Annotated in this window: 18 protein-coding genes; 12 read left to right on the top strand and 6 right to left on the bottom strand. The window is 70.0% G+C overall.

Annotated features, from left to right (window positions below; translation table 11 throughout):
• Window positions 1-171: 171 nt before the first annotated feature.
• Window positions 172-1,596 carry a beta-N-acetylhexosaminidase gene (locus tag ACXJJ3_RS26315; protein ID WP_458164516.1) on the bottom strand — a complete coding sequence of 475 codons (1,425 nt, stop codon included), beginning with the start codon at window positions 1,594-1,596 and terminating at the stop codon, window positions 172-174.
• A gap of 49 nt (window positions 1,597-1,645) precedes the next feature.
• Between ACXJJ3_RS26315 and ACXJJ3_RS26310 the strand changes: the two genes are divergently transcribed.
• The 11 genes from ACXJJ3_RS26310 to ACXJJ3_RS26260 all read left to right on the top strand — a co-directional run bounded on the left by ACXJJ3_RS26310 (window position 1,646) and on the right by ACXJJ3_RS26260 (window position 14,381).
• On the top strand, window positions 1,646-2,845 hold the full coding sequence (locus ACXJJ3_RS26310) for an MFS transporter (RefSeq protein WP_458164515.1): 1,200 nt from the start codon (window positions 1,646-1,648) through the stop codon (window positions 2,843-2,845).
• A 4-nt stretch (window positions 2,846-2,849) separates the two neighbouring features.
• Window positions 2,850-3,545, top strand: a complete 696-nt coding sequence (locus ACXJJ3_RS26305) for a class I SAM-dependent methyltransferase (protein WP_458164514.1) — start codon at window positions 2,850-2,852, stop codon at window positions 3,543-3,545.
• A 78-nt stretch (window positions 3,546-3,623) separates the two neighbouring features.
• Window positions 3,624-4,175, top strand: a complete 552-nt coding sequence (locus ACXJJ3_RS26300) for a hypothetical protein (RefSeq protein ID WP_458164513.1) — start codon at window positions 3,624-3,626, stop codon at window positions 4,173-4,175.
• The gene (locus ACXJJ3_RS26295; RefSeq protein ID WP_458164512.1) at window positions 4,165-5,418 is read left to right on the top strand and encodes an ABC transporter substrate-binding protein; all 1,254 of its coding nucleotides are present in this window, start codon (window positions 4,165-4,167) and stop codon (window positions 5,416-5,418) included. The genes ACXJJ3_RS26300 and ACXJJ3_RS26295 overlap by 11 nt, the downstream gene beginning before the upstream one ends.
• Complete coding sequence (locus tag ACXJJ3_RS26290) at window positions 5,418-7,190, top strand: ABC transporter permease subunit (RefSeq protein WP_458164511.1); 1,773 nt, start codon at window positions 5,418-5,420, stop codon at window positions 7,188-7,190. The genes ACXJJ3_RS26295 and ACXJJ3_RS26290 overlap by 1 nt, the downstream gene beginning before the upstream one ends.
• Window positions 7,187-8,458, top strand: coding sequence for a hypothetical protein (locus ACXJJ3_RS26285; RefSeq protein WP_458164510.1), 1,272 nt, complete (start codon window positions 7,187-7,189; stop codon window positions 8,456-8,458). Before ACXJJ3_RS26290 ends, ACXJJ3_RS26285 begins: the two co-directional genes overlap by 4 nt.
• Window positions 8,459-8,468: 10 nt before the next feature.
• Entirely contained in the window at window positions 8,469-9,869 is a 1,401-nt protein-coding gene (gene radA / locus ACXJJ3_RS26280; RefSeq protein WP_458164509.1) for a DNA repair protein RadA, read from the top strand.
• A 109-nt stretch (window positions 9,870-9,978) separates the two neighbouring features.
• Window positions 9,979-10,926, top strand: a complete 948-nt coding sequence (locus ACXJJ3_RS26275; RefSeq protein ID WP_458164508.1) for a beta-ketoacyl-ACP synthase III — start codon at window positions 9,979-9,981, stop codon at window positions 10,924-10,926.
• A gap of 169 nt (window positions 10,927-11,095) precedes the next feature.
• On the top strand, window positions 11,096-12,190 hold the full coding sequence (gene disA, locus ACXJJ3_RS26270) for a DNA integrity scanning diadenylate cyclase DisA (RefSeq protein WP_458164507.1): 1,095 nt from the start codon (window positions 11,096-11,098) through the stop codon (window positions 12,188-12,190).
• A 131-nt stretch (window positions 12,191-12,321) separates the two neighbouring features.
• Window positions 12,322-12,894: a PadR family transcriptional regulator gene (locus ACXJJ3_RS26265; RefSeq protein ID WP_458164506.1), complete on the top strand. Its 573-nt coding sequence runs from the start codon at window positions 12,322-12,324 to the stop codon at window positions 12,892-12,894.
• Window positions 12,870-14,381 (top strand): DHA2 family efflux MFS transporter permease subunit, encoded by a 1,512-nt coding sequence (locus ACXJJ3_RS26260; protein ID WP_458164505.1) that lies wholly within the window; start codon window positions 12,870-12,872, stop codon window positions 14,379-14,381. The genes ACXJJ3_RS26265 and ACXJJ3_RS26260 overlap by 25 nt, the downstream gene beginning before the upstream one ends.
• Here ACXJJ3_RS26260 and ACXJJ3_RS26255 read toward each other — a convergent pair whose 3' ends face one another.
• Window positions 14,382-15,044, bottom strand: a complete 663-nt coding sequence (locus ACXJJ3_RS26255) for a hypothetical protein (RefSeq protein WP_458164504.1) — start codon at window positions 15,042-15,044, stop codon at window positions 14,382-14,384.
• Window positions 15,045-15,071: 27 nt separating this feature from the next.
• Here ACXJJ3_RS26255 and ACXJJ3_RS26250 point away from each other — a divergent pair, with 27 nt between their 5' ends.
• Window positions 15,072-15,959 (top strand): A/G-specific adenine glycosylase, encoded by an 888-nt coding sequence (locus ACXJJ3_RS26250; RefSeq protein WP_458171950.1) that lies wholly within the window; start codon window positions 15,072-15,074, stop codon window positions 15,957-15,959.
• Between the two features lie 51 nt (window positions 15,960-16,010).
• On the opposite strand, the gene ACXJJ3_RS26245 is transcribed toward ACXJJ3_RS26250, so the two are convergent.
• From ACXJJ3_RS26245 to ACXJJ3_RS26230, 4 genes are all read right to left on the bottom strand, one after another.
• The gene (locus tag ACXJJ3_RS26245) at window positions 16,011-16,961 is read right to left on the bottom strand and encodes a DivIVA domain-containing protein (RefSeq protein ID WP_427888292.1); all 951 of its coding nucleotides are present in this window, start codon (window positions 16,959-16,961) and stop codon (window positions 16,011-16,013) included.
• 72 nt (window positions 16,962-17,033) lie between these two features.
• On the bottom strand, window positions 17,034-19,313 hold the full coding sequence (locus tag ACXJJ3_RS26240) for a kinetoplast-associated-like protein (RefSeq protein ID WP_458164503.1): 2,280 nt from the start codon (window positions 19,311-19,313) through the stop codon (window positions 17,034-17,036).
• A gap of 312 nt (window positions 19,314-19,625) precedes the next feature.
• Window positions 19,626-20,846, bottom strand: a complete 1,221-nt coding sequence (locus tag ACXJJ3_RS26235) for a right-handed parallel beta-helix repeat-containing protein (protein ID WP_458164502.1) — start codon at window positions 20,844-20,846, stop codon at window positions 19,626-19,628.
• A 126-nt stretch (window positions 20,847-20,972) separates the two neighbouring features.
• The gene (locus ACXJJ3_RS26230; protein WP_458164501.1) at window positions 20,973-23,513 is read right to left on the bottom strand and encodes an ATP-dependent Clp protease ATP-binding subunit; all 2,541 of its coding nucleotides are present in this window, start codon (window positions 23,511-23,513) and stop codon (window positions 20,973-20,975) included.
• Window positions 23,514-23,590 lie beyond the last annotated feature (77 nt).

The raw sequence follows: 23,590 nt of genomic DNA, 5'->3' as shown, positions 1-23,590 counted from the left end.
CATCCTTGGCCAGGCACCGCCGGCACGTCTACCCCACCTAACAGCGCTAACGGAGATTTGTTATCCCCTCAGCTATCTCCTCGCGTGAGTCCGCCCACCAGATGCAGGGTTTGCGGCCGAGATCGCGGGCGCAAACCCTGCATCTCGGACGTCAACCCACGAGCGGCGGGCTCAGGAGAGCGGGCGGTAGTTCACGCCGAGCTTCTCGATCCGGCCGAGATGCGGCCGCAGGCGGTCCAGGAACTCGTCGTACGACGTCCTCGGCGATCCCCACGCGCGCTCGGCGAAGGCCGACAACCGGGGCAGCAGCATGTACCCGACCTGCTCCGGCCCCTCCATGTACTCGGTCCAGATCTGGCACTGCGTGCCGACGATCAGCGCCTGCTCGTCGGCAGTCAGCGACGCCGGGACGACCTCGAAGTCGTACACCTTCCGCAGCGGGATGTCGCCGCCGATCGCCAGCGGCTCGGTCGCCGGGTCGCCCTGGTAGTAGTCGAAGTACACAGACTCGCACGGCGCCATCACGACCTGGTGCCCGGCCTTGGCCGCGACCTCGCCGCGCTGCGCGCTCCGCCACGCCATGATGACCGCGTCCTTCGGGCAGTCGGTCTCGACCATCTCGTCCCAGCCGACCAGCCGCCGGCCTCGCTCGGCGAGTACCTCGGCGACCTGCGCGGTGAACCACCCCTGCAGCTGCCCCGGCTCGTCCAGCCCGAGCTCGGCCTGCCGCTGCTGCGCGACCTCGGACTCCGCCCACTGCACGGACGGGCACTCGTCGCCGCCGAGGTGCACGTACTCGGACGGGAAGATGTCGAGCACCTCCCGCAGCACGGTCTTCACGAACTCGACGGTCGCGTCATTGACGTTCAGCACGTCCTCGCTGATGCCCCAGTACGGCCGCACGCTCAGCTGCCGGTCGGGGTGGTTCCCGAGCTCCGGGTACGCCGTGATCGCCGCCTGCATGTGCCCCGGCAGGTCGATCTCCGGGACGACCGTGATGCCGCGGTCGGCGGCGTACGCGACGATCTCGCGGAGCTCGTCCTTGGTGTAGAACCCGCCGTGCCGGACACCGTCGTACTCGAACTCGGTCTGCCCGGGCGTCATCTTCCCGACCATCGTGTGCTCGCGCCACGCGCCGACCTCGGTCAGCTTCGGGTAGGCCTCGATCTCGACCCGCCAGCCCTGGTCGTCGGTGAGGTGGAAGTGCAGCACGTTCATCCGGTGCAGCGCGAGCACGTCGACGATCTTGAGGACGAACTCCTTCGGCAGGAAGTGCCGGGCGACGTCCAGCATCATCCCGCGCCAACCGAACCGCGGCGCGTCCGCGATCTGCGCGAGCGGTACGGCGACCTTGCCGTCATCGGCCGGTTCAGCCGCCTCGACGAGCTGGGCGTACGTCGTCTCCGCATGCCGCAGCGCGTCCTCGGAACCGGCCGTCAGCCGCGCACCGTCCGCGCTGACGTCGATCCGGTACTCGGTCGCGCCGAGGTTCTCGACGACGTCGCGGACGGCGTCGGCGATCGGGTCGGCGGTGATCCACCGGCCGTCGCCGACGGTGAGTTCGCGCGGGGCAGGGACGATCGCGATGTCAGGCACCCGGTCACCGTAAACGCCTTCCCTGTCAGGTTCATGAGAGGGTTTGCCCGTGACAAGCGAGCGGCAGCGGACGACTCTCCGGGTTCTGGTGGCCAGCAACGCGCTCGGCGGCGTCGCCACCGCCAGCGGCTTCGCCGTCGCCGGACTGCTCGCCGAAAACGTCTCGGGCTCCACCTCGCTGGCAGGGCTCGTGGCCACCTCCAGCACCCTGGGCGCGGCGGTCCTCGCGGTCCCCCTGGCCGGGCTGGCCCGTTACCGCGGTCGGCGCGTCTCGCTGACGATCGGCTACGCGATCGCGTTCGTCGGCGCCGTACTGACGATCTTCGCCGCGCAGATCGGCTCGCTGGCGCTCCTGCTCGCGGCCGGCTGCCTCTTCGGCAGCGGCTCGGCCTCGAACCTCCAGTCGCGGTACGCCGCCACCGACAACGCCGAGCCCAGCAAGATCGCCCGTTCGCTCGGGCTGGTCGTCTGGGCCACCACGATCGGCGTGATCGTCGGCCCGAACCTGACCGGCGTCGGCGGCGCGATCGGCACGAAGCTGGGTGTCCTCGCGCTGGCCGGGCCGTACGTGTTCTCCGTGGTCGCCTTTGGGCTCGGTGCGGTCACCATCTGGCTCGGTATGCGCAGCCAGGTCCGCCCGGAGAAGGTGGAGCGCCAGCCGCTGGCCCAGACGTTCCAGCAGGTCGTCCGCATCCCGCACGCGCGACTGGGGCTGCTGGCGATCGCTACGGCGCACGCGGTGATGGTCGGCGTGATGTCGATGACCTCGGTACACCTACGGCACCACGGTGCTTCGTTGACGATCGTTGGCTTCGTCATCAGCGGCCATGTGGCCGGTATGTACGCCTTCTCCCCGTTGACCGGTTGGCTGGCGGACAGGCTCGGTCGGATCCCCACCATCGGCATAGGCCTCGGCATCCTGGCTGTCGCGATGACACTGGCCGCCGTGGCTCCGGACGACGCGCATGTGCTCACGGGGCTCGCCCTGTTCACGCTGGGGCTCGGCTGGTCCACCTGTCTGGTCGCCGGGTCGACGTTGCTGTCGCGGTCGGTGCCGGCTGACATCCGTACGTCGGCGCAGGGCCTGTCCGACCTGACGATGGGTGTCCTGGCTTCCCTTTCGGGCATAGCTTCCGGCCCGGTGCTCGCCCACCTCGGCTTCCACTGGCTTGCCGTGTTCTGCGGCATCCTGCTCGTCCCGGCGGCCCTACTGGCTGCCACGACCAGACAGACGCTGGCTAGGGTCTGACGCTGTGAGCATCGCGGAAGGCGGGATCCCGAGCCCGAACATCTGGCAGCACCCGAAGGTGTACGAGATCGAGAACCGGGCGGTCGACCCGAACGGCGTGATCGAGCCGGCGATGCGCGCGATCCGGGACTGGACGGGCGGGACGGTGCTCGACATCGGCTGCGGGACCGGGTTCTACCTGCCGCAGTTCGCGCGGACCGCCGCGCGGGTGATCGGCGTCGAACCGCACGGCGGCCTCGCGGACGCGGCCCGGCGGCGTACCAGGGCGTTGCCGAACGTCGAAGTACGGCAGGGCTCGGCGCAGCGGCTGCCGGTGCCGGACGCGTCGGTGGACGTGATGCACGCGCGCTGGGCGTACTTCTTCGGGCCCGGGTGCGAGCCCGGGCTGGCCGAGCTGGACCGGGTGATGCGGCGCGGCGGGACGGCGTTCGTGATCGACAACGACGGCAGCCGGTCGACGTTCGGGCAGTGGTTCAGTACGTCGTACCCGATGATCAAGGCGCCGGCGGTGGAGCGGTTCTGGGCCGACCACGGCTGGCAGCGAACCCGGCTGGACATGGGCTGGCGGTTCGAGAGCCGGGCCGACCTGGAGGCGGTGGTGAAGATCGAGTTCACCCCGAAGGACGCGAAGCGGATCCTCACGTCGCACACCGGCGTCGAGGTCGACTACGCGATCAATCTGTGGAGCCGCAATTACTGACGACACTCTGTGGTCTGCAGAGGGACCTCCGGTACTCATAGGGTTGACGCACCAACTCTTGGGAGGCGCCGGGCACAGATGGACGGACTGCTGCTCGAACGCGTACCGGGGTTGCCGGAGCGGCTCCGCATCGACGTAGGTGAGCAGCGTGCGGTGGTGGTGCCCCATGCGGCCGACCGTCGCAGGCTGGCCGACCTCCTGACCGGGCTGGACGAGCCGCCGCCGAACGCGATCGTTCTGGCCGGCGGCGCGGTCCGGCTGGTGCCGGCCGAGGGTGGACTGCTCCCCCACCTCACCGTGCTCGGCAACGTCGTACACGGCCACCTCACGACGCACTCGATCACCAAACAGGCGGCCCGCGAGCAGAGCCTGGTCCAGGCGATCGGCTGCGGGCTCGAGGACGTACTGGATCGCTACCCGCACGAGATCACGCCAGGGCGTCGCCGGCTGACCGGTGTGGCCCGTGCACTCGGCGCTTACCCGCGGGTGATCGTGCTGGAGGACGCGAACGGCCTACCGACCTGGGGCTCGCTGCTGTCGATCCGGCCGAACCCTGACCTCGCCTCGGTCGCCCTGCTGCTCATCACGACCAGCACGACCCGTACTACCGGATTCGACGATGCCGAGTAGCCGCAGGACGTTCCTCGGCGCAACGGCAGGCACGTTGTTGCTGGCAGGATGCTCGAGCGACGTACTAGGGCTGCGCCATGCAGTGCGGGTGGCCGTCAGCTGGAGTGGTGAGGAGCTGCGCGCGTTCCACAAGGTCCTGGACGGCCTAGGCGCGCTGAGCTACCCGGTTGAAGTGGTTCCACTCGGCGACGACATCTCGACCGCTTTCGATTACCCCGCAGCCAGGAAGCCGGACGTGGTGATGCTGCCGCAGCCGGGGCTCGTCCGCGAGCACTGGCGCGAGCTGGCGCCGATGCCCGACGACCTGGCCCCGCTCGGCCAGGCCAGGCTCTGGCGGGACCTCCTGATACAACAGGGCGCGACGTACGGCGTTCCGTTCAAGACGGCGCACAAGTCGGCGGTCTGGTACCGCCCGTCGGTGTTCCGGCAGGTCGGCGTACAGCCACCGCAGGATTGGACGGCCTGGCTCGCGCTGAACCGGACGCTGACGCAAGCAGGCGTCACACCGTTGGCCCTCGGCGCAGGCGACGGCTGGGTGCTCACGGACTTCCTGGAGAACATCCTGCTGGGCATAGCGCCTTCGGTGTACGTCGGGCTTGCTACGGCGGCGCATCCACGTCCGTCGGAGCAGCCGCAGTTCGGGGCTGCGCTACGGCTGCTGGGCACCATGTGGTCGGCGCCCGGTGCGCTGGCGGGTGGGGTGAAGGAGTCGCTGGTCCAGCAGTTCCCGGATGCGCTGGTGGAGGTGTTCGGGCATCGACGGGCCGCGATGGTGCTGGCGTCCGACTTCGCCGAGCCCGTAGTGCGCTCGTTTGCCGCGGATCCGGACGACATCGAGCTGTTCACGTTCCCGCCGATGTCGGCCGGGGCTGCGGCGCCGGTGGTCGTCGGCGGCGACGTGATGGTGCTGACGGCCCCTATGTCGGACGACGCGCGCGACCTGGTACGACGGTTGGCCGCACCGGGCGCGGTGGACCCGTGGATCGCGGAGGGCGGCTTCCTGGTCGACCGGCGCACCACGGGGTACTCCCCCGAGCTCACCCGGCTCGCGGAGCAGCTCACCAGGCCGGGTCAGCAGCTGCAGTTCGACCTGTCCGACCTGCTCGGTCCGCTGGGCGGCATCAACGGCCTTTGGCGGGTGCTGACCGACTTCCTGATCGCGGTCGGCGGCCGGGGCGCGGACGCCGTACCGGACGCGGTCGACGCGGCGATGGGCGCGATGCGGAAGGTGGAGACGAGCTGATGGGTCTGCAGACGAACGGTCTGTCGCTCGAGGTCGTCGGCCGGGAGATCACCGGCCGGCCGGTGCAGGGCAAACCACGTCGCCCGGCCGGACCGTACCTGCTCGGGCTGCCCGCACTGCTGCTCAGCTGCGTACTGCTGGTGCCGATCGGCGTTACCGTCGTCAAGGCGTTCGTCACGCACAAGCACTTCGGGTTCGGGAACTTCGCGGTGATCGGTGACCCGGGCGCGTTGCATGCCGTCGGCAACAGCCTGCTGTGGGTGCTGATCGCGTTCGGGACCGTCGGTGTCGGGTTTTCCCTTGCTTTGCTGAGTTATCGGCTGCCTGCGGTCACCACACTGCTGCAGCCGGCCCTGGTGATCCCGTTCGCGGTCTCCGTGCTGGTGTCAGGGGCGACCTTCCGGATGATCTTCGACCCAACGCCGGAGCGTGGGACGATCACGGCGATCACTACCCGCCTGTTCGGCTCCAGTCCGGTCTGGTTGGGGCCTGGGCTGTTCTGGATCGTGCTGATGTCTGCCTTCGGCTGGACGTGGCTCGGGTACGTCGTGTCGCTGTTCCGCGCCGGTTTGGACGCCATACCCGACGACGTGTCCCGGACACTCGCGGCTGAAGGCGTCCGCGGCTGGAAACGTCTGCGAGCGTTGGAGATCCCGCTACTGCGACCTATTACCGGTGTGGTCACGTTGACGTTGGTGATTGCGGCAGTACGTGTCTTCGACCTGGTGCTGATCGTCGTACCAGGGTCTATGCAGCAGTCCGCCGACGTACTGGGGCTGAACTGGTGGCGGGCGTCCACGTCCAACGTCGACTCGGGTCGTACGGCGGCGTTGGGTGTCGTGCTGTTCGCGATCGTCGCGGCTGTCGGGCTGATCGGCGTACGCGGGCTGCGGCGACGACGCTGGGCGATGCCGATCGCCGTCGTACCGCAGGAGCCGACGTTGCGCGGGCCCCGGCCGCGACCGGCGGTACGGCGGCTCGGCTGGTTCATCGGGTCGGCCGTGGCGCTCGTGTGGGTGCTGCCGGCGGTCGTACTCGTCGCCACCGCACTGCACTCGCCGCGGGAGGCAGGACTGCGTGGCTGGTGGTCGCCGTCGGGCCTTGGGTTCTCGTCGTTCGCGGCCGCCGCCAACGTGGGGTTGTTCCGGGCGTTGCTGTCCACGCTGGTCATTGCCACGGCCGCGACCGCAGTACTGCTGGTCATTGCGGTGCCTACGGCGTACCTGGTCGCGTGGGGCGGCCTACCGCCGCGGCTGGGCCGGCTGGCGATGGCCGTGTTCGTCGTACTCGCGGTGACGCCGGTGCAGATGTACGCCGCTCCGTTGCGCGACGCGATCGACGCGGCCGGGCTGGCGGGGTCACGCGTCGCGTTGGCGCTCGTTCACGCGGCGGCCGGTCTGCCGTTCGCCGTACTGCTGTTGAGGTCCGCCATCGCGTCGGCGCCGCCTGCAGTGGTGTCGGAGGCGCTACAGGGCCCGGTGCGACAAAGCGCAGTACTTGCGACGGTGCAGCGGACGTATCGGCCCGCACTGATCGCTGTTGCGGTGCTGGAGTTCGCCCTGGTGTGGAACGACTTCATCGTCGGGTTCCTGATCAGTGGGCCAGGTACGACGCCGCTCTCGTTGGTGTTGTGGGGCGAAGCGCGGCAGTTCTCCACCTCGAGCGGACCGGTCGCGGCCGCGGCGGTTGTCGCGTCCGTCGTACCCGTGGTGCTGTTGCTGTCGTTCTGGCGCACGGTGGTGCGTGGGCTGACCACAGGGAGCCGGCCGTGAGCGAGCAGGAGCCTGAAGAGCCGTCGCGCGCCCAAGAGGTGTCGCTGACCATCGGTGCCGTCGCATCCGCGTTACTGACCGACCTGACGTCGCAGCTGCTCAGCCAGAGCTTCGGCCAACGCGGCATCTTCCAGTGGGTCGGGTACTCCGTGACGGCCCTGCTGGTGGTCGCCATCGTGGTCCGGCTCCGCGCCCGGGCCAAACGGGCGCGTAAGCGCCGCCAGCTCGGCGTGAGCGAGCTACACGTTGCAGCCGAGGAAGCGGAGCAGTGGATGGTCGCGCTCGGCTCCAACGCGGGCGGTATGGCAGCGGCCGAGTGGTTCACGCTGAACGAGGACCGGCTCTGGCAGCTGCTCGCGGCCGAGAACCCGCACGAGGACGCGATCGACGACTTCGCCCGCATCTGCGACGCACTCGAGGCCTGGTACGTACGCCGCCCGCACCCGGAGGCGCTGCTCCAGCTCAGCGAGCTCCTGAGCGCGGCAGCCGAAGCAGCCGGCCGCCGGAGCCTGTCCGAACTCGCAGCAGCCCGCGCGGCAACGGCGTACCGGATGCTGGGTGATCTGGACATGGCCAACGCCCGGCTGAGCGTCTCGGACAACATCGGCGCCAACGGCCGTACGGCGTTCGCCCTGAAGATGCGGCGCCAGGTCGAGCGCGCCCTGGTCAACCTGGCCGCGGCTGATCGCGCACCGGCCGGCAACGACCGGGACGAGGCCGTACTGAACGCACGGGACCGTCTGGACGAGGCACGCCTCCGCCGCCCCGGCCCGGACCTGGCTGCCGACGTAGCGATCTCCATCAACCTGGCTGTCGTCCATCTGTACCAACACGACAGCGAGGGCGCCCTGGAGCATCTACGCCCCGCACACGCCCACGCCACCGCGGCAGGCGACGTCAGCGGCGAGGCTCACGCGCTGGAACTCATCGGCGTCGCCGCCTGGATGCAACGCAACCGCCACGAGGCCGTGGGCCGCTGGGAGCACGCCGCCCACCTGTACGCCGAGATCGACGAACCCGAAGGCCAGGCCCGCTGCCTGCAGCACCTGGGCTCCGCCGAAGTCGTCGCCGGCAACCTGGAGGCCGCACTCCTGCTGCTCGAACAGAGCCAGCAGCTCCGCACGTCGGACGGCGAACTCCTCACCAACTACCTCGACGCCGCCCGCCGTACGTCGGAGCTCCCGGTCGTCGACGACGACCCGCCGCACCGCAAGGCCGGCACCTGGCTGAGACGTGCCTTCAAGCGTTTTGTCGGTGGCCTGAAATAGGTTGGTCCGCATGGCGAAGGCGGCGACACAGGCGAAGGGCAAGCCGGCGTACGCGTGCTCGGAGTGCGGATGGACCTCGGCGCGCTGGATCGGGCGGTGCGGCGAGTGCCAGGCCTGGGGCACGGTCGCCGAGGTGGGTGCGCCGAAGGCCGCCCGGATCACCGCCGGGCCGGTGTCGTCGCCGGCGATGCCGATCGCCAAGGTGTCCGCGATCGAGGCCGAGTCCCGGCCGACCGGGATCGGCGAGCTGGACCGGGTGCTCGGCGGCGGCGTCGTGCCGGGCGCGGTGATCCTGCTGGCCGGCGAGCCCGGGGTCGGGAAGTCCACGCTGCTGCTCGAGGTGGCGGCGCAGTCCGCCCGCGGCGGCGAGCGGACGCTGTACGTGTCCGGTGAGGAGTCGGCCGCCCAGGTCCGGCTGCGGGCCGGGCGGACCGACGCGCTCGTCGACGAGCTGTACCTCGCGGCCGAGACCGACCTCGGCGCGGTCGTCGGCCAGGTCGACGCCGTCGAGCCGTCGTTCCTGGTGATCGACTCCGTGCAGACCATGGCGCACCCGGAGGTCGACGGCGCGCCGGGCGGCGTCACCCAGGTCCGCGAGGTGACCGGCGCGCTGGTCCGGCTCGCGAAGGAGCGGCACATCGCGGTCGTGCTGGTCGGCCACGTCACCAAGGACGGCGCGATCGCCGGGCCGCGGATGCTCGAGCACCTGGTCGACGTCGTGCTCGCGTTCGACGGCGACCGGCACTCCGGGTTCCGGATGGTACGCGCGACCAAGAACCGGTTCGGCCCCTCCGACGAGGTCGGCTGCTTCGACATGGTCGACACCGGGATCGTCGAGGTCACCGACCCGACCGGCCTGTTCGTCTCCGAGCACGCCGAGCCGGTCGCGGGGACCTGCGTGACCGTGATGATGGAGGGCCGCCGGCCGCTGCTGGCCGAGGTCCAGGCGCTCGTCGGCCCGTCCGCCGCCCCACAACCACGCCGTACGACGTCCGGCCTGGAGTCGTCGCGGGTCGCGATGGTGCTCGCCGTGCTCGGCAACCGGGCGGGGCTGAAGCTGACCGACCAGGAGGTGTACGTCGCGACCGTCGGCGGGGTGAAGATCACCGAGCCGGTCGCGGACCTGTCGGTGGCGATCGCGGTCGCGTCCTCGGTGATGGACAAACCGATCCACCCGGGCCTGATCGCCATCGGCGAGGTCGGCCTGGCCGGCGAGGTGCGGCGGGTCGGTGGCCTGGAGAAACGGCTCGCGGAGGCGGCCCGGCTCGGGTTCACCAAGGCGATCATCCCGGCCGACATCCCGAACCGCAGCCGCGAGGCGAAGCCGATGGACATCCAGAAGAAGTACGGCCTGCGTACCTTCGCCGCCCCCGACCTCCGCTCCGCCCTGAGCGCCGCCGGGTTGGCCTAGCAACCTTGTGTTCCCCGCCACAGGTGTGAGACAGGGGATCAACAGCACCCGGTCCGGGAACGTACTCTGGGGTCGCCCCCACGCCCGACCGACCCGCAGGAGCAGGTAGATGACCGGATCCAGAGTTGTCGCGCTCGGCCACTACCAGCCCGAGCGGGTGCTCACCAACGACGAGCTCGCCACCATGGTCGAGACCAACGACGAATGGATCCAGAGCCGGGTCGGGATCCGCGAGCGCCGGATCGCCGCGCCGGACGAGGCATGCGACGAGATGGCCTGGCGGGCCGCCGACAAGGCGATCGCGAACGCCGGCCTGGACGTCACCGAGATCGACTACGTGATCGTCGCCACCTGCACCGCGATCGACCGGTCGCCGAACATCGCGGCCCGGGTCGCCGCCCGGCTCGGCCTCGGCAACCCGGCCGCCATCGACCTGAACACCGCCTGCTCCGGATTCGCCTACGCGATGGCCACCGCCGACCAGGCGATCCGCGCCGGCGCGGCGTCCAAGGCGGTTGTGATCGGTGTCGAGAAGCTCAGCGACTGGACGGACTGGACCGACCGCACGACCTGCGTGCTGATCGGCGACGGCGCCGGCGCTGCCGTCCTGGTCGCCGACGACTCCGACGAGGCTGCCGGGGTCGGCCCGGTGGTCTGGGGTTCGGTGCCGGAGATGTCCGACGCGGTCCGGATCGAGGGCCGCGAAGGCCCGTTCCAGCAGGAGGGTCTGAGCGTCTTCCGCTGGGCCACCACGCAGCTGCCGCAGATCGCCCAGCAGGTCTGCGAGAAGGCCGGCCTGAAGCCCGAGGAGCTCGGCGGCGTCGTCCTGCACCAGGCCAACCTGCGGATCATCGAGCCGCTCGCCAAGCGCCTCGGCGCGGTCAATGCAGTGGTCGCCAAGGACGTCGTGGAGTCCGGCAACACCTCGGCGGCGAGTATCCCGATCGCGCTCTCGAAGCTGGTCGAGAAGCGCGAGATCCCGTCCGGCGCGCCGGTGTTGCTGTTCGGATTCGGCGGCGGCCTGTCGTACGCCGGCCAGGTCATCCGCTGCCCCTGACGCCGCAGAGGTCCTCCCGCGGTAGGCGGGAACGGAGTACTGCACGGTCCGGATGCACGAGCGGGTGCACGCGCATCGGCCCGTTGAGGCCGGACCGCGGCTGCGGTCGTCGGCGAGGCGGCGGATATCCGCACAACAGGCTGCGCGGAACCGCATAGACTCAGGTTCCGTGGCGGCGAACACGGACAAGAACAGCACCGGCGCCCGGCTGCGCGCGACGCTCGCGGCGGTGGCTCCCGGTACCGAACTGCGCGAAGGCCTGGAACGAATTCTGCGGGGCCGGACCGGCGCCCTGATCGTGCTCGGTCACGACAAGGCCGTGGACGCGATCTCCACCGGCGGCTTCGAGATCGACGTCGAGTTCACCGCGACCGGACTGCGGGAGCTCAGCAAGATGGACGGCGCGATCGTCCTGGACCGGGACGCCACCCGGCTGATCCGGGCCGCCGTGCACCTGATGCCGGACCCGGCGATCGTGACCCAGGAGACCGGCACCCGGCACCGCACCGCCGACCGCGTGCACCGGCAGACCGGGTTCCCGGTCATCTCGGTGTCGCAGTCGATGCACATCATCGCGCTGTACGTCGACAACCAGCGCTACGTGCTGGAGGACTCCGGCGCGATCCTGTCCCGGGCGAACCAGGCGCTGGCCACCCTCGAGCGCTACAAGCTCCGGCTGGACGAGGTGTCCGGCACGCTGTCCGCGCTGGAGATCGAGGACCTGGTCACGGTCCGCGACGTGGCCGCGGTCGCGCAGCGGCTGGAGATGGTCCGCCGGATCGCCACCGAGATCGACGGGTACGTCGTCGAGCTCGGCACCGACGGCCGGCTGCTCACGCTGCAGCTCAACGAGCTCGTCGCGGGCGTCGCCGGCGAACGTGAACTGGTCGTCCGCGACTACCTGCCGCCGGCCACCGGACGGCGCGCCAAGACCGCGGACGACGTACTGCTCGAGCTCGACGCGGTCAGCGCCACCGACCTGCTGGACATCGGCCAGGTCGCCCGCGCGCTGCAGATCGGCGGCGCCGAGCAGCTGGACGCGGCGGTCACCCCGCGCGGGTACCGGCTGCTGGCCAAGGTGCCGCGGCTGCCCGGTGCCGTGATCGACCGGCTGATCGACCACTTCGGCCACCTGCAGAAGTTGCTCGCGGCAAGCATCGACGACCTGCAGACGGTCGAGGGCGTCGGCGAGAACCGGGCCCGGACAGTCCGCGAGGGCCTGTCCCGGCTGGCCGAGTCCAGCATCCTGGAGCGCTACGTCTAGGGCGTGTCACCAGACACGCCCTAATCACTGATCGTCACTCGACGCCTCCGGTTCGTGAAAGAACCGGAGGCGTCTTGCATTTCTGTCCGGCCAGGCGAATACTCCACATGGAACATTCCGTTGGGAGGATCATGGCTGAGCTGACACCGCTGGCGATGTCGGTACTCGCGCTGCTGAACGAGCGGCCGATGCACGCGTACGAGATGTACCAACTGCTGCTCAGCCGTCACAACAACCGGATCGTCAAGGTCCGGCCGGGCTCGCTCTACCACACGGTCGAGCGGCTGGCCGGGCAGAAGTACGTCCGCGCGATCGGCACCGAACGGGCCGGCAACCGCCCCGAGCGCACGACGTACGAGATCACCCCGGACGGGAACGACGCGCTCACCCACCGGGTGGAGAGCGGCCTCGAGAGCTTCGTCTACGAGTACCCGCTGTTCCCGGTGGTGCTGAGCGAGGCGCACAACCTCGAGGCCGACGACGCCGTACTGCGGCTCCGCCGGCGGATCGAGGACCTGGACCGCTGGCTGGCCGACGTCGCCGAGGCGGTCGGCCTCGCGCAGAGCTCCGGCGTCCCCGAGCGGTACTGGATGGCCGCGGACTACGTCCGGGGCCAGGTCGTGGCCGAGCGCCGCTGGATCGCGACCACCATCGAACGGATCGAGAGCAAGGACTTGGAATGGCTATCCCGCAAGACACAGTGAGGCCGGAGGTCCGGCCGTGGCCGGCGTTGTGGGCGCTCGTCCTCGGTTTCTTCATGATCCTGGTCGACTCGACCATCGTCTCGGTCGCCACCCCGGCGATCCTCGAGGACCTCGGGTCCGACGTCGGCACGGTGGTCTGGGTGACCAGCGCCTACCTGCTCGCGTACGCCGTACCGCTGCTGATCACCGGCCGGCTCGGCGACCGGATCGGGCCGAAGAAGCTGTACCTGACCGGGCTCGCGGTGTTCACGCTGGCGTCGGTGTGGTGCGGGCTGACGAACACGATCGAGCTACTGATCGTGGCCCGGGTGTTCCAGGGCCTCGGCGCGTCGATGATGACGCCGCAGACGATGGCCGTGATCACCCGGATCTTCCCGCCGAACCAGCGCGGCCGGGCGATGAGCCTGTGGGGCGCGACCGCCGGCGTCGCGACGCTGGTCGGCCCGATCCTCGGCGGTGTGCTGGTCGACGGGCTCGGCTGGCAGTGGATCTTCTTCATCAACGCGCCGGTCGGCGTGGTCGGGTTCTTCCTGGCGATCCGGCTGGTGCCGGACCTGCCGACGCACCGGCACAAGTTCGACCTGGTCGGGGTGGTGCTGAGCGCGGCCGGGTTGTTCCTGCTGGTGTTCGGGATCCAGGAGGGGCAGAAGTACAACTGGGGCACGATCACCGGCCCGATCTCGGTGTGGGGGCTGATCATCGCGGGCGTCGTCGTACTCGCGGGCTTCGTGTTCTGGCAGTCCCGGAACAAGGGCGAACCGCTGCTGCCGCTCGGGTTGTTCAAGGACCGGAACTTCTCGCTGGCGAACGTCGCGATCACCACCGTCGGGTTCGCGATCACCGCGATGGCGTTCCCGCTGATGCTCTGGGCGCAGGCGGTCCGCGGGCTGTCCCCGACCAAGTCGGCGCTGCTGCTGGTCCCGATGGCGGTCATCTCCGGCGCCCTGGCGCCGTTCGTCGGCCGGCTGGTGGACCGGACGCCGCCGCGGTTCATCGCCGGGTTCGGGCTGGCGTGCTGCGCCGCGTCGATGTTCTGGATGAGCCAGGTGATCGAGCCCGACGTACCGATCTGGCACCTGCTGCTGCCGATCGCGCTGCTCGGCGTCGCGAACGGGTTCATGTGGGCACCGATCGGTACGACGGCCACCCGGAACCTCCCGATGCACCAGGCGGGCGCGGGCGCCGGCGTCTACAACACGACGCGGCAGGTCGGCGCGGTCCTGGGCAGCGCGAGCATCGCCGTACTGATGGAGTCCCGGCTGGCGCACAACCTGCCCGGGATGGGCGGCGGCGCCGGGGCCGAGGGGTTCTCGAGCGGGCGGCTGCCGGCGATCGTCCGGCAGGGGTTCAGCGACTCGATGGCGCAGTCGTTGGTGCTGCCCGCGCTGGTGCTGCTGATCGGGCTGGTCGCGGCGTTGCTGTTCAGCGCTCCGAGCCACCTGCAGAAGCAGCCGGCCGCCGCCACGGCACCGGCCGAGGCGGCGTGATCAGACGACCAGGAAGGCCTGGGCGCCGGACTCGCGGCCGGCGTATTCGGCCTTGACGACATAGGTTCCAGGCTTGGCCACCGGTTGACCCGGAAGACAGCCAGGCCTGGACCGGTGTCCGTCCCAGGGCACCGTGACCGCGGACTGCTTGCCCTTGGCAACCACGAGGGTGGCGTTCTGGATCACCTTCTCGCACTGCGTGGTGCTCCAGATCAGGTCCTTGCCGGACGTCACCGTGACGGTCAGGTTGTCGGTGGTCGCCTTGCAGCCGTCGCCGGTCGGGGTCAGCTGGACGACGAAGTTCAGCACCGAGCCGGAGACGATCTTGCGGTTCGCCGGCAGCGCGGCGACGGTCAGGTCCGGGCCCTTGCACGGCAGGTCCGTGGGCGGCGTGGTCTTCGTCGGCGTAGGCGTCGGGGTTTTGGTCGGTGCCTTGGTGGGCTTCGTGGCCGCGGTCGGCGTCGTACTGGGGGCCGAGGCCGGTGGCGCGGTCGTCGGGTTCGGCTGCGGGTCCGAGGCGGCCGCGTTCTGGGCGTCGCCACCGCCGCCGAACAGGTTCGAGATCACGATGATCAGCACCACAACGACCGCGAGCACGAGTCCCCGCCGGAACCAGTACACGCTTGCGGGCAGGTGCCCGACCGGACGGAGCAGACTGCTCATGAAGCGCACTCTAATATCGGCACTGTGCTGGACCACTCAGGCTCGCCGTTAGCCCTTCACGACCCGGTATTGCGCTGGTACGACGCCAACAAGCGCGTACTGCCCTGGCGGGAGCCGGGCGCGGGGGCCTGGGCGGTGATGGTCAGCGAGTTCATGCTGCAGCAGACACCGGTCAACCGGGTGCTCCCGGCGTACCACCGTTGGCTGGAGAGGTGGCCGACGCCGGCTGACCTGGCCGCAGAGGCGCCAGGTGAGGCTGTGCGGGCCTGGGACCGGCTCGGGTACCCCCGGCGCGCCCTCCGCCTGCACGCGGCCGCACAGGCGATCGTGGAGCGTCACGACGGCCAGGTCCCCGACGACCACGCCGCCCTGCTCGCGCTCCCCGGCGTCGGCACGTACACAGCTGCCGCGATCGCGTCGTTCGCCTTCGGCCAACGGCACGCGGTCGTCGACACCAACGTCCGCCGCGTCCTCGCCCGCTCCCTCACCGGCGTGGCCCAACCCACCGTCTCCCCCACCGCGGCCGACCAGCGCCTGGCCGCGAGCGCCCTCCCCGCAGACGAGCCCACCGCAGCCCGCTGGGCCGTCGCCTCGATGGAACTCGGCGCCCTGATCTGCACCGCCCGCACCCCGAACTGCGCAGCCTGCCCGATCCGCCCCGACTGCGCCTGGGTCCTGGCCGGCAGCCCGCCGTACGACGGCCCACCCCGCCGCGGCCAGACCTACGAAGGCACCGACCGCCAAGCCCGCGGCCGCCTCCTGGCCGCCCTCCGCGCCGCCACCACCCCCGTCCCCAAATCCACCCTCGACACCACCTGGCCCCACGCCCCCCAACGCGAACGAGCCCTCGACACCCTCATCTCCGACGGCCTCGTAGAACCCCTCCCCAACGCCCACTACCGCCTCCCCGGATAAACCAAGAAGCCGGCTCGAAGGATCGAGCCGGCTTCTCACGGGGTTGGTGGTTCAGTTCTTCTTGCTGCCGGTGGTGGCGTCTGCCTCGTCGTCGGCGAGCAGGTCGAGGGGCATCGCGGGCTGGCCGGACAGCGTCGCCAGCATCTGGCGGACGTTGGTCAGCTGGGCGTTGATGCTGTCCCGGCGCTGCGTCGCGGCCGCGAGCTCGCGCTCGGACTCGGCGCGGATCCGCTCGGACTTGTCCTTCGCGGCGGCGACGATCTCCTGGGCCTGGCGGTTCGCGTCGGCCAGCTGCTGCTGGGACAGCCGCTCGGCCTCCGACCGGGACCTGTCGGCCTCCCGCTGCACCTGAGCAGCGCGGTCGGTGACGGCGGCCAGCTGCTGCTCGGCCAGCGCGGTACGGGCAGCGAACTCCTGCTCGACCTTGCCCCGGCGCTCGGCCAGGGTGGTCTCGAAGGCGGCCGCGGCCTGCGCGGACTTGGCCCGCTCCTGCTCGTACAGCGCCTGGGCCTCGCTGCGCCGCGCGGTGGCGTCGCGCTCGGCCTCGTCACGCATGTCGTCGGCCTGGGTCCGGGCCTCTTCGAGGATCCGGGCGGCCTCGGCGTCGACCTCGCTCTTCCAGTCCAGGGAGTACTGCTCGGCCTCCTTGCGGACCTTCTTCGCGTGCGCCTCGCCGTCGGCGACGATCGCCTCCGCGTCGGTGCGGGCGCGGGTCACCAGGTCACGGGCCTCGTCGTCGGCCAGCGACAGGATCTTCGCCACCCGCTCACCGAACTCGGTGAACGTCGGCGCGCGGTCCTTGGAGTCCTCCTGGGCGGAGATAACAGCCGCCTCCGCAGCGTCCGTGCGGGACTGCAGCTCCTGAACGTGACGCTGCAGCTGCTCGGACTGCTGCTGCAACGCGGTCAGGGAGGTGGTCAGCTCACGGATGTGCTGGTCCACCTGGGCAGGCTCGTAGCCACGCAGAACGGTACGGAACGGGGTTGGGCTTTCACTGCTCATGTTTTTCCGATGCTCACTTCGATGGTGGGTGGATCACACATTGTCACTGACGAGGATCTGACTGTCACGTCCTCATCCTGATTCCCCCGTGGAACCCTCACTGGAGGACATTCCACCACCTGGGCGGAACCCCGGTACAGCGAGTGCCTCGATCACACCCGAAAGCTGGGTGAGCTCCTTGGTGATCTCATCACGGCGCTGGTTCAGTGCCGCGACCCTCGCCTCGGCGTCGGCGAGAAGTTTTCGGGCCTGCGCGCGCAGGTCGTCGGAGTGCTCGCGGGCCTGGGCCTCGATCTGCTGGGCCTCGGCGCGGGACTTCCGGATCACCTCGTGCGACTGGCGCTGCGCCTCGGACAGGTCGTTCGCGGCGCGTTCTCGCAGTACCTGCGTGCTCGCCTCGGCCTCGGCCTCGCGGCGGTTCGCCCGCTCGATGATCTCCCGGGCGTCCTCGGCGGCGGTGGTCTTCAACCGGTCCGCGCGGGCCTGCGCCTGGGCGGTCACCTTCGCGGCCTGCTTCTCGGCGTCCGCGACCATCGCCTCGGCGCGCTCGCCGGCCGAGTACAGCGTGGTCTCGGCGAGCTGGATCAGCTCGGCGTTCTCCTTGGCGATCGCATCCTGGGTCTGCTTCAGCCGGCTCGTCGAACGGCCGACCACCCGGCGCAGGTGCGCGCGCTTGTGCTTCAGCAGCTCGGCCGCGTCGGCGGCGGCCTGGTCGCGGATCGCCTGCGCCTCGGTCTCCGCGGCGGCGATCAGGCCGTCGACGGTCTGCTTGCTCCACAGTGTCTGCTTCTCGGCCTCGGCCAGCGCCGCCTCGGCGGTCTGGTTCGCCTCGTCGACGATCCGCTGCGCCTCACCGGCCGCGGCCCGGCGGTCCGCCTCGATCGAGTCGACGACCAGCTTGGCCTGCGCGCGGGCATCCGCCATCAGCCGCTCGTTGCCGGCCTCGGTCTCGGCCTTCCGCTCGGCGATCTCGGCGACCGCCTCGGCCCGGAGCTTGTCGATCTCCAGCTTGATCGCGGCCAGCTTCGCGCGTTCGGTCTCCTCGAGCTCGGCGGTACGGCGCTCCAACTCGGTCCGGTTCTCGCCGCGCAGACGCTCGATCTCGGCATGCGCGTCGGCGATCTCGACCCGGGACTTCTCCCGCGCGGTCTCGACCTCGCGCTCGACCGCGGACCGCAGCTCACTCGCCTCGGACTCGGCACGCGCGATCAGATCGGCCTCGTTGCGTACGGCGGCCTGCGAGACCAGCGCGGCCTGTTCGCCCGCGTCCGCGACCAGTTGCTGCGCTTCCCGGCCGGCCCGGTCGACGGCAGTCTGCGCTGACTCGCGCGCCATCCGCGCGTCCTCGAGCAGCTCGTCGGCCTCGTCCTTGACCCGCTCGGCCTCGGCCTCGGCCTCCGCGACCCGGCGGTCCGCCGCGGCCTGCGACTCGGCCCGGAGCTTCTCGGCTGCCGCCTCGCTCGCGGCCGTCAGCGCGGCGGCCTCGGCCTCGCTCTTCTCCTTCAGCGCCCGGGCGGCGGCTTCGCTGTCCGCCTTGATCGCCGCGGCCGACGCTTCGCTTTCGGCGATCAGCGCCTCGGCCGAGGCCTTGCTCTCGGCGGTCAGCGTCGCGGCCGCGGCCTCACTGTCTGCCTTCAGCGCGGCGGCGGCCCCTTCGCTTTCGGCCTTCAGTGCGGCGGCAGCTTCTTCGCTCTCGGTCCGCAGCCGCTCGGCGGCGGCCTCCGCGTCGGCGGTCACCCGCTTGGCGATCGCTGCCGCCTCGGAACGGACGCGCTCGGCTTCGGCGGTCGACTCGGTGCTGAGCAGGTCGGCCGCGGCGGTCGCATCCCGGCGTACCCGCTCGGCCTCGGCGGTGGATTCGGCGCGCAGTTGCTCGGCGGCCTCGGCGGCTTCGGAGCGGACGCGCTCGGCTTCGGCGGTCGACTCGGAGGTGAGGAGGTCGGCCGCGACGGTAGCGTCCCGGCGTACCCGCTCGGCTTCCGCGGTGGATTCGGCGCGGAGACGGGCGGCGGCTTCGTTGGCCTCTGAGCGGACCCTAGCGGCGTCGGCCTCGGACTCCGTGCGGAGTTGCTCCGCGGCCCGCTCGGCGTCGTTCAGGACCCGCTGGGCGGCGGTCATGGCGTCGGACCGGAGCTTCTTCGCGGCGGCGTCGGCCTCGGCCTTCAGGCGCTCGTTCGCGGACCGGATCCGGCCGGCTTCGTCGCGGGCCAGGTCGTTCTCACGCTCGGCCTGCTCGCGGAGGGTGTCGGCGATCCGCTGGGCCCGTTCGAGCACCCCGCCCGCCTGCCGCACGCCAAAGGAACCGGTGTCGGCGACCGGTTCCTGGGTCAGCGGCAGACGCGGAGCGTCCATGCGACGAGATGATTCCATCACCGGCCCCCTTTCCGACAGTCCGGGTCCGAACAGCGTGCTCACAGGGTTACAACGCGGTAGACAGGCGGTAGGTAACTGCTTCATCAGCAGTCGCGCGATCTTCCCATCGATACCGAGCCGAGCGCGAGTCGTCGATGCATCGGAATGATCACGCTCCGCAGGACGATACGACCAATCAGTAGCCCCCGCGCAAATCACGCGTGTCTTTCCGGTACGCCGCGGCGCTGGAGAGTACTGACCAGTCGTAAAGACCCAGATCCGGCCTGTACCACTCAACCCAACTGCCCCGCGCTACTGCACGCCATGAGCCTCGTAGGCGCCGATGTCCACCCCCGCACCGTGTGGCCGTCGTACGCCGTCGTGGTCGTTCGCCGGGGCACCGGTCGAGCTTCCCGCGTCGATCGCCCGCGGGTCCGGCCGCAGGTGGAAGTCCCCCGCCCCACGATCGACGAACCCGGGATCCGCCGTCAGGTTGTGGTCGGCCGCGAACGGTCCGCCGAGCCCGGTCGCGTTCCCGGCGAAGATCGTGTTGCGGACGACATTGCCCGCGCCGGACACCTCCGTCGCCCCGACGATCGCCGGCTTCGGGTTGTCGGCGAGCGTGTTGTTGACGATGCTGATCCCGGCGATCGTCCCGGAGCTCTCCTTCCAGAACGAGATCCCGCCACCGGCGTTGCCGTACGAGACGTTGTTGTAGATCCGGATGTCCCGTGCCGTCCGGGACGTCGAGTAGTCCTCGACCGCGACGGCGATCCCGGCCTTGGTCGACTCCTTCGCGCCGTACACCGTGTTCGCATACACGAGCACGCCGGCGGACGAGTCGACGTAGATGTTCGGCCCGCGGTTGTCGTGCACCGAGTTGCCGTGGATCGCGCCGTGCGCGTTGTCGTCGTACTTGGCGTCGATGCCCTCTTCGCCGTTGTCGTGCACGTGGTTGTTGTAGACGTCGAACCGGGTCGTGCCCTCCCCCATCGTGATCGCCTCGTGCGAGGCGCTGGTCCCCTTGTCGTTGTTGTCGTGTACGTCGCACCCGTCGACCGTGATGTCGCTGCCGCCGAGGATCACCAGGCCGCCGTTCGACGACGACGCGACCTCGCAGTGCAGGAACGTGATGTGCGACGTCTTCGACCCGTACACACCGTGCGTCGGCGAGTTCCTGATGCGGATGCCCTCGAACCGCAGCCACGACCGTCCGTCGAGGTCCAGCAGCCCGTCGCCGGCCTTCAGCTGCTTCTTCCCGTCCAGTACGACGCCCGCTCCGGGCGCGGCGCGGTACACGATCTCCTTCCCGGCCGCACCGCTCCGAGGCGTCAGCGCCTCCTGGTACGTCCCGGCCGCGATGAGGATCGTGTCGCCGGGCCGGGAGGCGTCCGCGGCCGCCTGGACAGTGTGGAACTGCGCCCCCGACTTCGCCACCGTCAGCGTCCGTCCCGCGGCGGTGTCAGCGCGGGCCGTCTGGCCGATGGGTACTACGAGTGCCACCGCTGTCGCGAGGCCGATCAGCTTGTTCATCGAGGATCCTTTCCGCTGACGTCAGCCTTCGTCAGCGTGCTGGAATCTCGATGACACCTCGATGACAAACGACCAGGGCCCCACGCCGAAGCGTGAGGCCCTGGTGCGTCTTAGCGATTCAGCCGATCAGGAGTCCTGAACGCCGGTGCTGCCGCCGCCGGTGGTCAGGTCGGTGAGCTCCAGGTCGGAGGTCGACGACTTCTGGTTCCCGGTGAAGGTGAAGTACTCGGTCAGGCCGTCCTCGTTGACCGTGCCCTCCGGGGCCGCGTCGACCAGGACGATCTGGCCGGGGCGCAGTTCCCCGAACAGGATCTTCTCGGCCAGCACGTCCTCGACGTCGCGCTGCAGGGCGCGGCGCAGCGGACGGGCGCCCAGGACCGGGTCGAAGCCGCGCTTCGCGACGAGTTCCTTCGCCGCCGGCGTGAGCTCGATGCCCATGTCCTTGTCCTTCAGGCGCTGCTCGATCTGGGCCACCATCAGGTCCACGATCTGGACGATGTCCTCCATCGTGTGCTGGTGGAAGACCACGATCTCGTCGACGCGGTTCAGGAACTCCGGACGGAAGTGCTGCTTGAGCTCCTCCGTGACCTTGGCCTTCATCTTCTCGTACGACGAGGTGGTGTCGTTCGCCTGCGAGAAGCCCAGGGAGACCGCCTTCGCGATGTCCTTGGTGCCGAGGTTCGTGGTCATGATGATCACAGTGTTCTTGAAGTCGACCACGCGGCCCTGGGCGTCGGTCAGACGGCCTTCGTCCAGGATCTGCAGCAGCGAGTTGAAGATGTCCGGGTGGGCCTTCTCGACCTCGTCGAACAGCACCACGCTGAACGGCTTGCGGCGGACCTTCTCGGTCAGCTGGCCGCCCTCTTCGTAGCCGACGTACCCAGGAGGCGAGCCGAACAGCCGGGAGGCCGTGTGCTTCTCCGAGTACTCCGACATGTCGAGGCTGATCAGCGCGTTCTCGTCGCCGAACAGGAACTCGGTGAGCGCCTTGGACAGCTCGGTCTTACCGACACCGGACGGGCCGGCGAAGATGAACGAGCCGCTCGGGCGCCGCGGGTCCTTCAGGCCGGCGCGGGTCCGCCGGATCGAGCGGGACAGCGCCTTGACCGCGTCCTTCTGGCCGATGTACCGCTTGGCCAGCTCCTTCTCCATGTCCAGCAGCCGCGAGGACTCCTCCTCGGTCAGCTTGAAGACCGGGATGCCGGTCGCGGTGCTGAGCACCTCGGCGATCAGCTCCTCGTCGACCTCGGCGACGACGTCCATGTCGCCGGCCTTCCACTGCTTCTCACGCTCGGACTTGGCGTTGATCAGCTTCTTCTCGTCGTCCCGCAGCCGGGCGGCGCGCTCGAAGTCCTGCGCGTCGATCGCCGACTCCTTCTCCCGGCGGACGGTCGCGATCTTCTCGTCGAACTCGCGCAGGTCCGGCGGAGCGGTCATCCGGCGGATCCGGAGCCGGGCGCCGGCCTCGTCGATCAGGTCGATCGCCTTGTCCGGCAGGAACCGGTCCGAGATGTACCGGTCGGCCATCTGCGCGGCGTTCACCAGCGCGGCGTCGGTGATCGTCACCCGGTGGTGCGCCTCGTACCGGTCGCGGAGGCCCTTGAGGATCTCGATCGTGTGCGCGATCGACGGCTCGGCCACCTGGATCGGCTGGAACCGGCGCTCCAGCGCGGCGTCCTTCTCGACGTACTTGCGGTACTCGTCGAGGGTGGTGGCGCCGATCGTCTGCAGCTCGCCGCGGGCCAGCATCGGCTTCAGGATGCTCGCCGCGTCGATCGCGCCCTCGGCCGCGCCGGCCCCGACGAGGGTGTGGATCTCGTCGATGAACAGCACGATGTCGCCGCGGGTGCGGATCTCCTTCAGCACCTTCTTGAGGCGCTCCTCGAAGTCACCGCGGTAGCGCGAACCGGCCACCAGGGCGCCCAGGTCGAGGGAGTAGATCTGCTTGTCCTTCAGCGTCTCCGGGACGTCACCACGGACGATCTGCTGGGCCAGACCTTCCACGATGGCGGTCTTGCCGACGCCCGGCTCACCGATCAGGACAGGGTTGTTCTTGGTACGGCGGGACAGCACCTGCATGACCCGCTCGATCTCGGTCTCCCGGCCGATCACCGGGTCGAGCTTCGCCTCGCGGGCCGACTGGGTGTAGTTCCGGCCGAACTGGTCGAGCACCAGGGAGCTGCTCGGGGCGTCGCCCTGGCTCCCGGTCGGCGCGGTGGTCTCCTTGCCCTGGTACCCGCTGAGCAGCTGGATGACCTGCTGCCGGACCTTGTTCAGGTCCGCTCCGAGCTTGACCAGGACCTGCGCGGCGACACCCTCACCCTCGCGGATGAGGCCGAGCAGGATGTGCTCGGTGCCGATGTAGTTGTGGCCCAGTTGCAGGGCCTCACGCAGGGAGAGCTCCAGCACCTTCTTGGCGCGGGGGGTGAACGGGATGTGCCCGCTCGGTGCCTGCTGCCCCTGGCCGATGATCTCCTCGACCTGGGAGCGAACGGCCTCGAGCGAGATACCCAGGCTCTCGAGAGCCTTGGCGGCGACCCCTTCACCCTCGTGGATCAGGCCGAGCAGGATGTGCTCGGTCCCGATGTAGTTGTGGCTGAGCATCCTGGCCTCTTCCTGAGCCAGGACGACTACCCGACGGGCGCGGTCCGTAAATCGTTCAAACATCGCCAAAGCGCTCCTTGCCTCAGAGGAGTCGGACGTGCCGTGTAGGCCGACCCCCGTACATGCATGCTAGTCCCCGG

Source organism: Kribbella sp. WER1 (assembly GCF_054189145.1).
This window is presented reverse-complemented; position numbering and strand designations above follow the sequence as displayed.

Excerpts from the sequence above, each read along its gene's own strand:
- ACXJJ3_RS26300 (WP_458164513.1), top strand. The coding sequence starts at position 3,624 with ATGGACGGACTGCTGCTCGAACGCGTACCGGGGTTGCCGGAGCGGCTC.
- ACXJJ3_RS26295 (WP_458164512.1), top strand. The coding sequence starts at position 4,165 with ATGCCGAGTAGCCGCAGGACGTTCCTCGGCGCAACGGCAGGCACGTTG.
- ACXJJ3_RS26290 (WP_458164511.1), top strand. The coding sequence starts at position 5,418 with ATGGGTCTGCAGACGAACGGTCTGTCGCTCGAGGTCGTCGGCCGGGAG.
- radA (WP_458164509.1), top strand. The coding sequence starts at position 8,469 with ATGGCGAAGGCGGCGACACAGGCGAAGGGCAAGCCGGCGTACGCGTGC.
- ACXJJ3_RS26275 (WP_458164508.1), top strand. The coding sequence starts at position 9,979 with ATGACCGGATCCAGAGTTGTCGCGCTCGGCCACTACCAGCCCGAGCGG.
- ACXJJ3_RS26265 (WP_458164506.1), top strand. The coding sequence starts at position 12,322 with ATGGCTGAGCTGACACCGCTGGCGATGTCGGTACTCGCGCTGCTGAAC.
- ACXJJ3_RS26260 (WP_458164505.1), top strand. The coding sequence starts at position 12,870 with ATGGCTATCCCGCAAGACACAGTGAGGCCGGAGGTCCGGCCGTGGCCG.
- ACXJJ3_RS26255 (WP_458164504.1), bottom strand. The coding sequence starts at position 15,044 with ATGAGCAGTCTGCTCCGTCCGGTCGGGCACCTGCCCGCAAGCGTGTAC.
- ACXJJ3_RS26245 (WP_427888292.1), bottom strand. The coding sequence starts at position 16,961 with ATGAGCAGTGAAAGCCCAACCCCGTTCCGTACCGTTCTGCGTGGCTAC.
- ACXJJ3_RS26240 (WP_458164503.1), bottom strand. The coding sequence starts at position 19,313 with ATGGACGCTCCGCGTCTGCCGCTGACCCAGGAACCGGTCGCCGACACC.
- ACXJJ3_RS26235 (WP_458164502.1), bottom strand. The coding sequence starts at position 20,846 with ATGAACAAGCTGATCGGCCTCGCGACAGCGGTGGCACTCGTAGTACCC.
- ACXJJ3_RS26230 (WP_458164501.1), bottom strand. The coding sequence starts at position 23,513 with ATGTTTGAACGATTTACGGACCGCGCCCGTCGGGTAGTCGTCCTGGCT.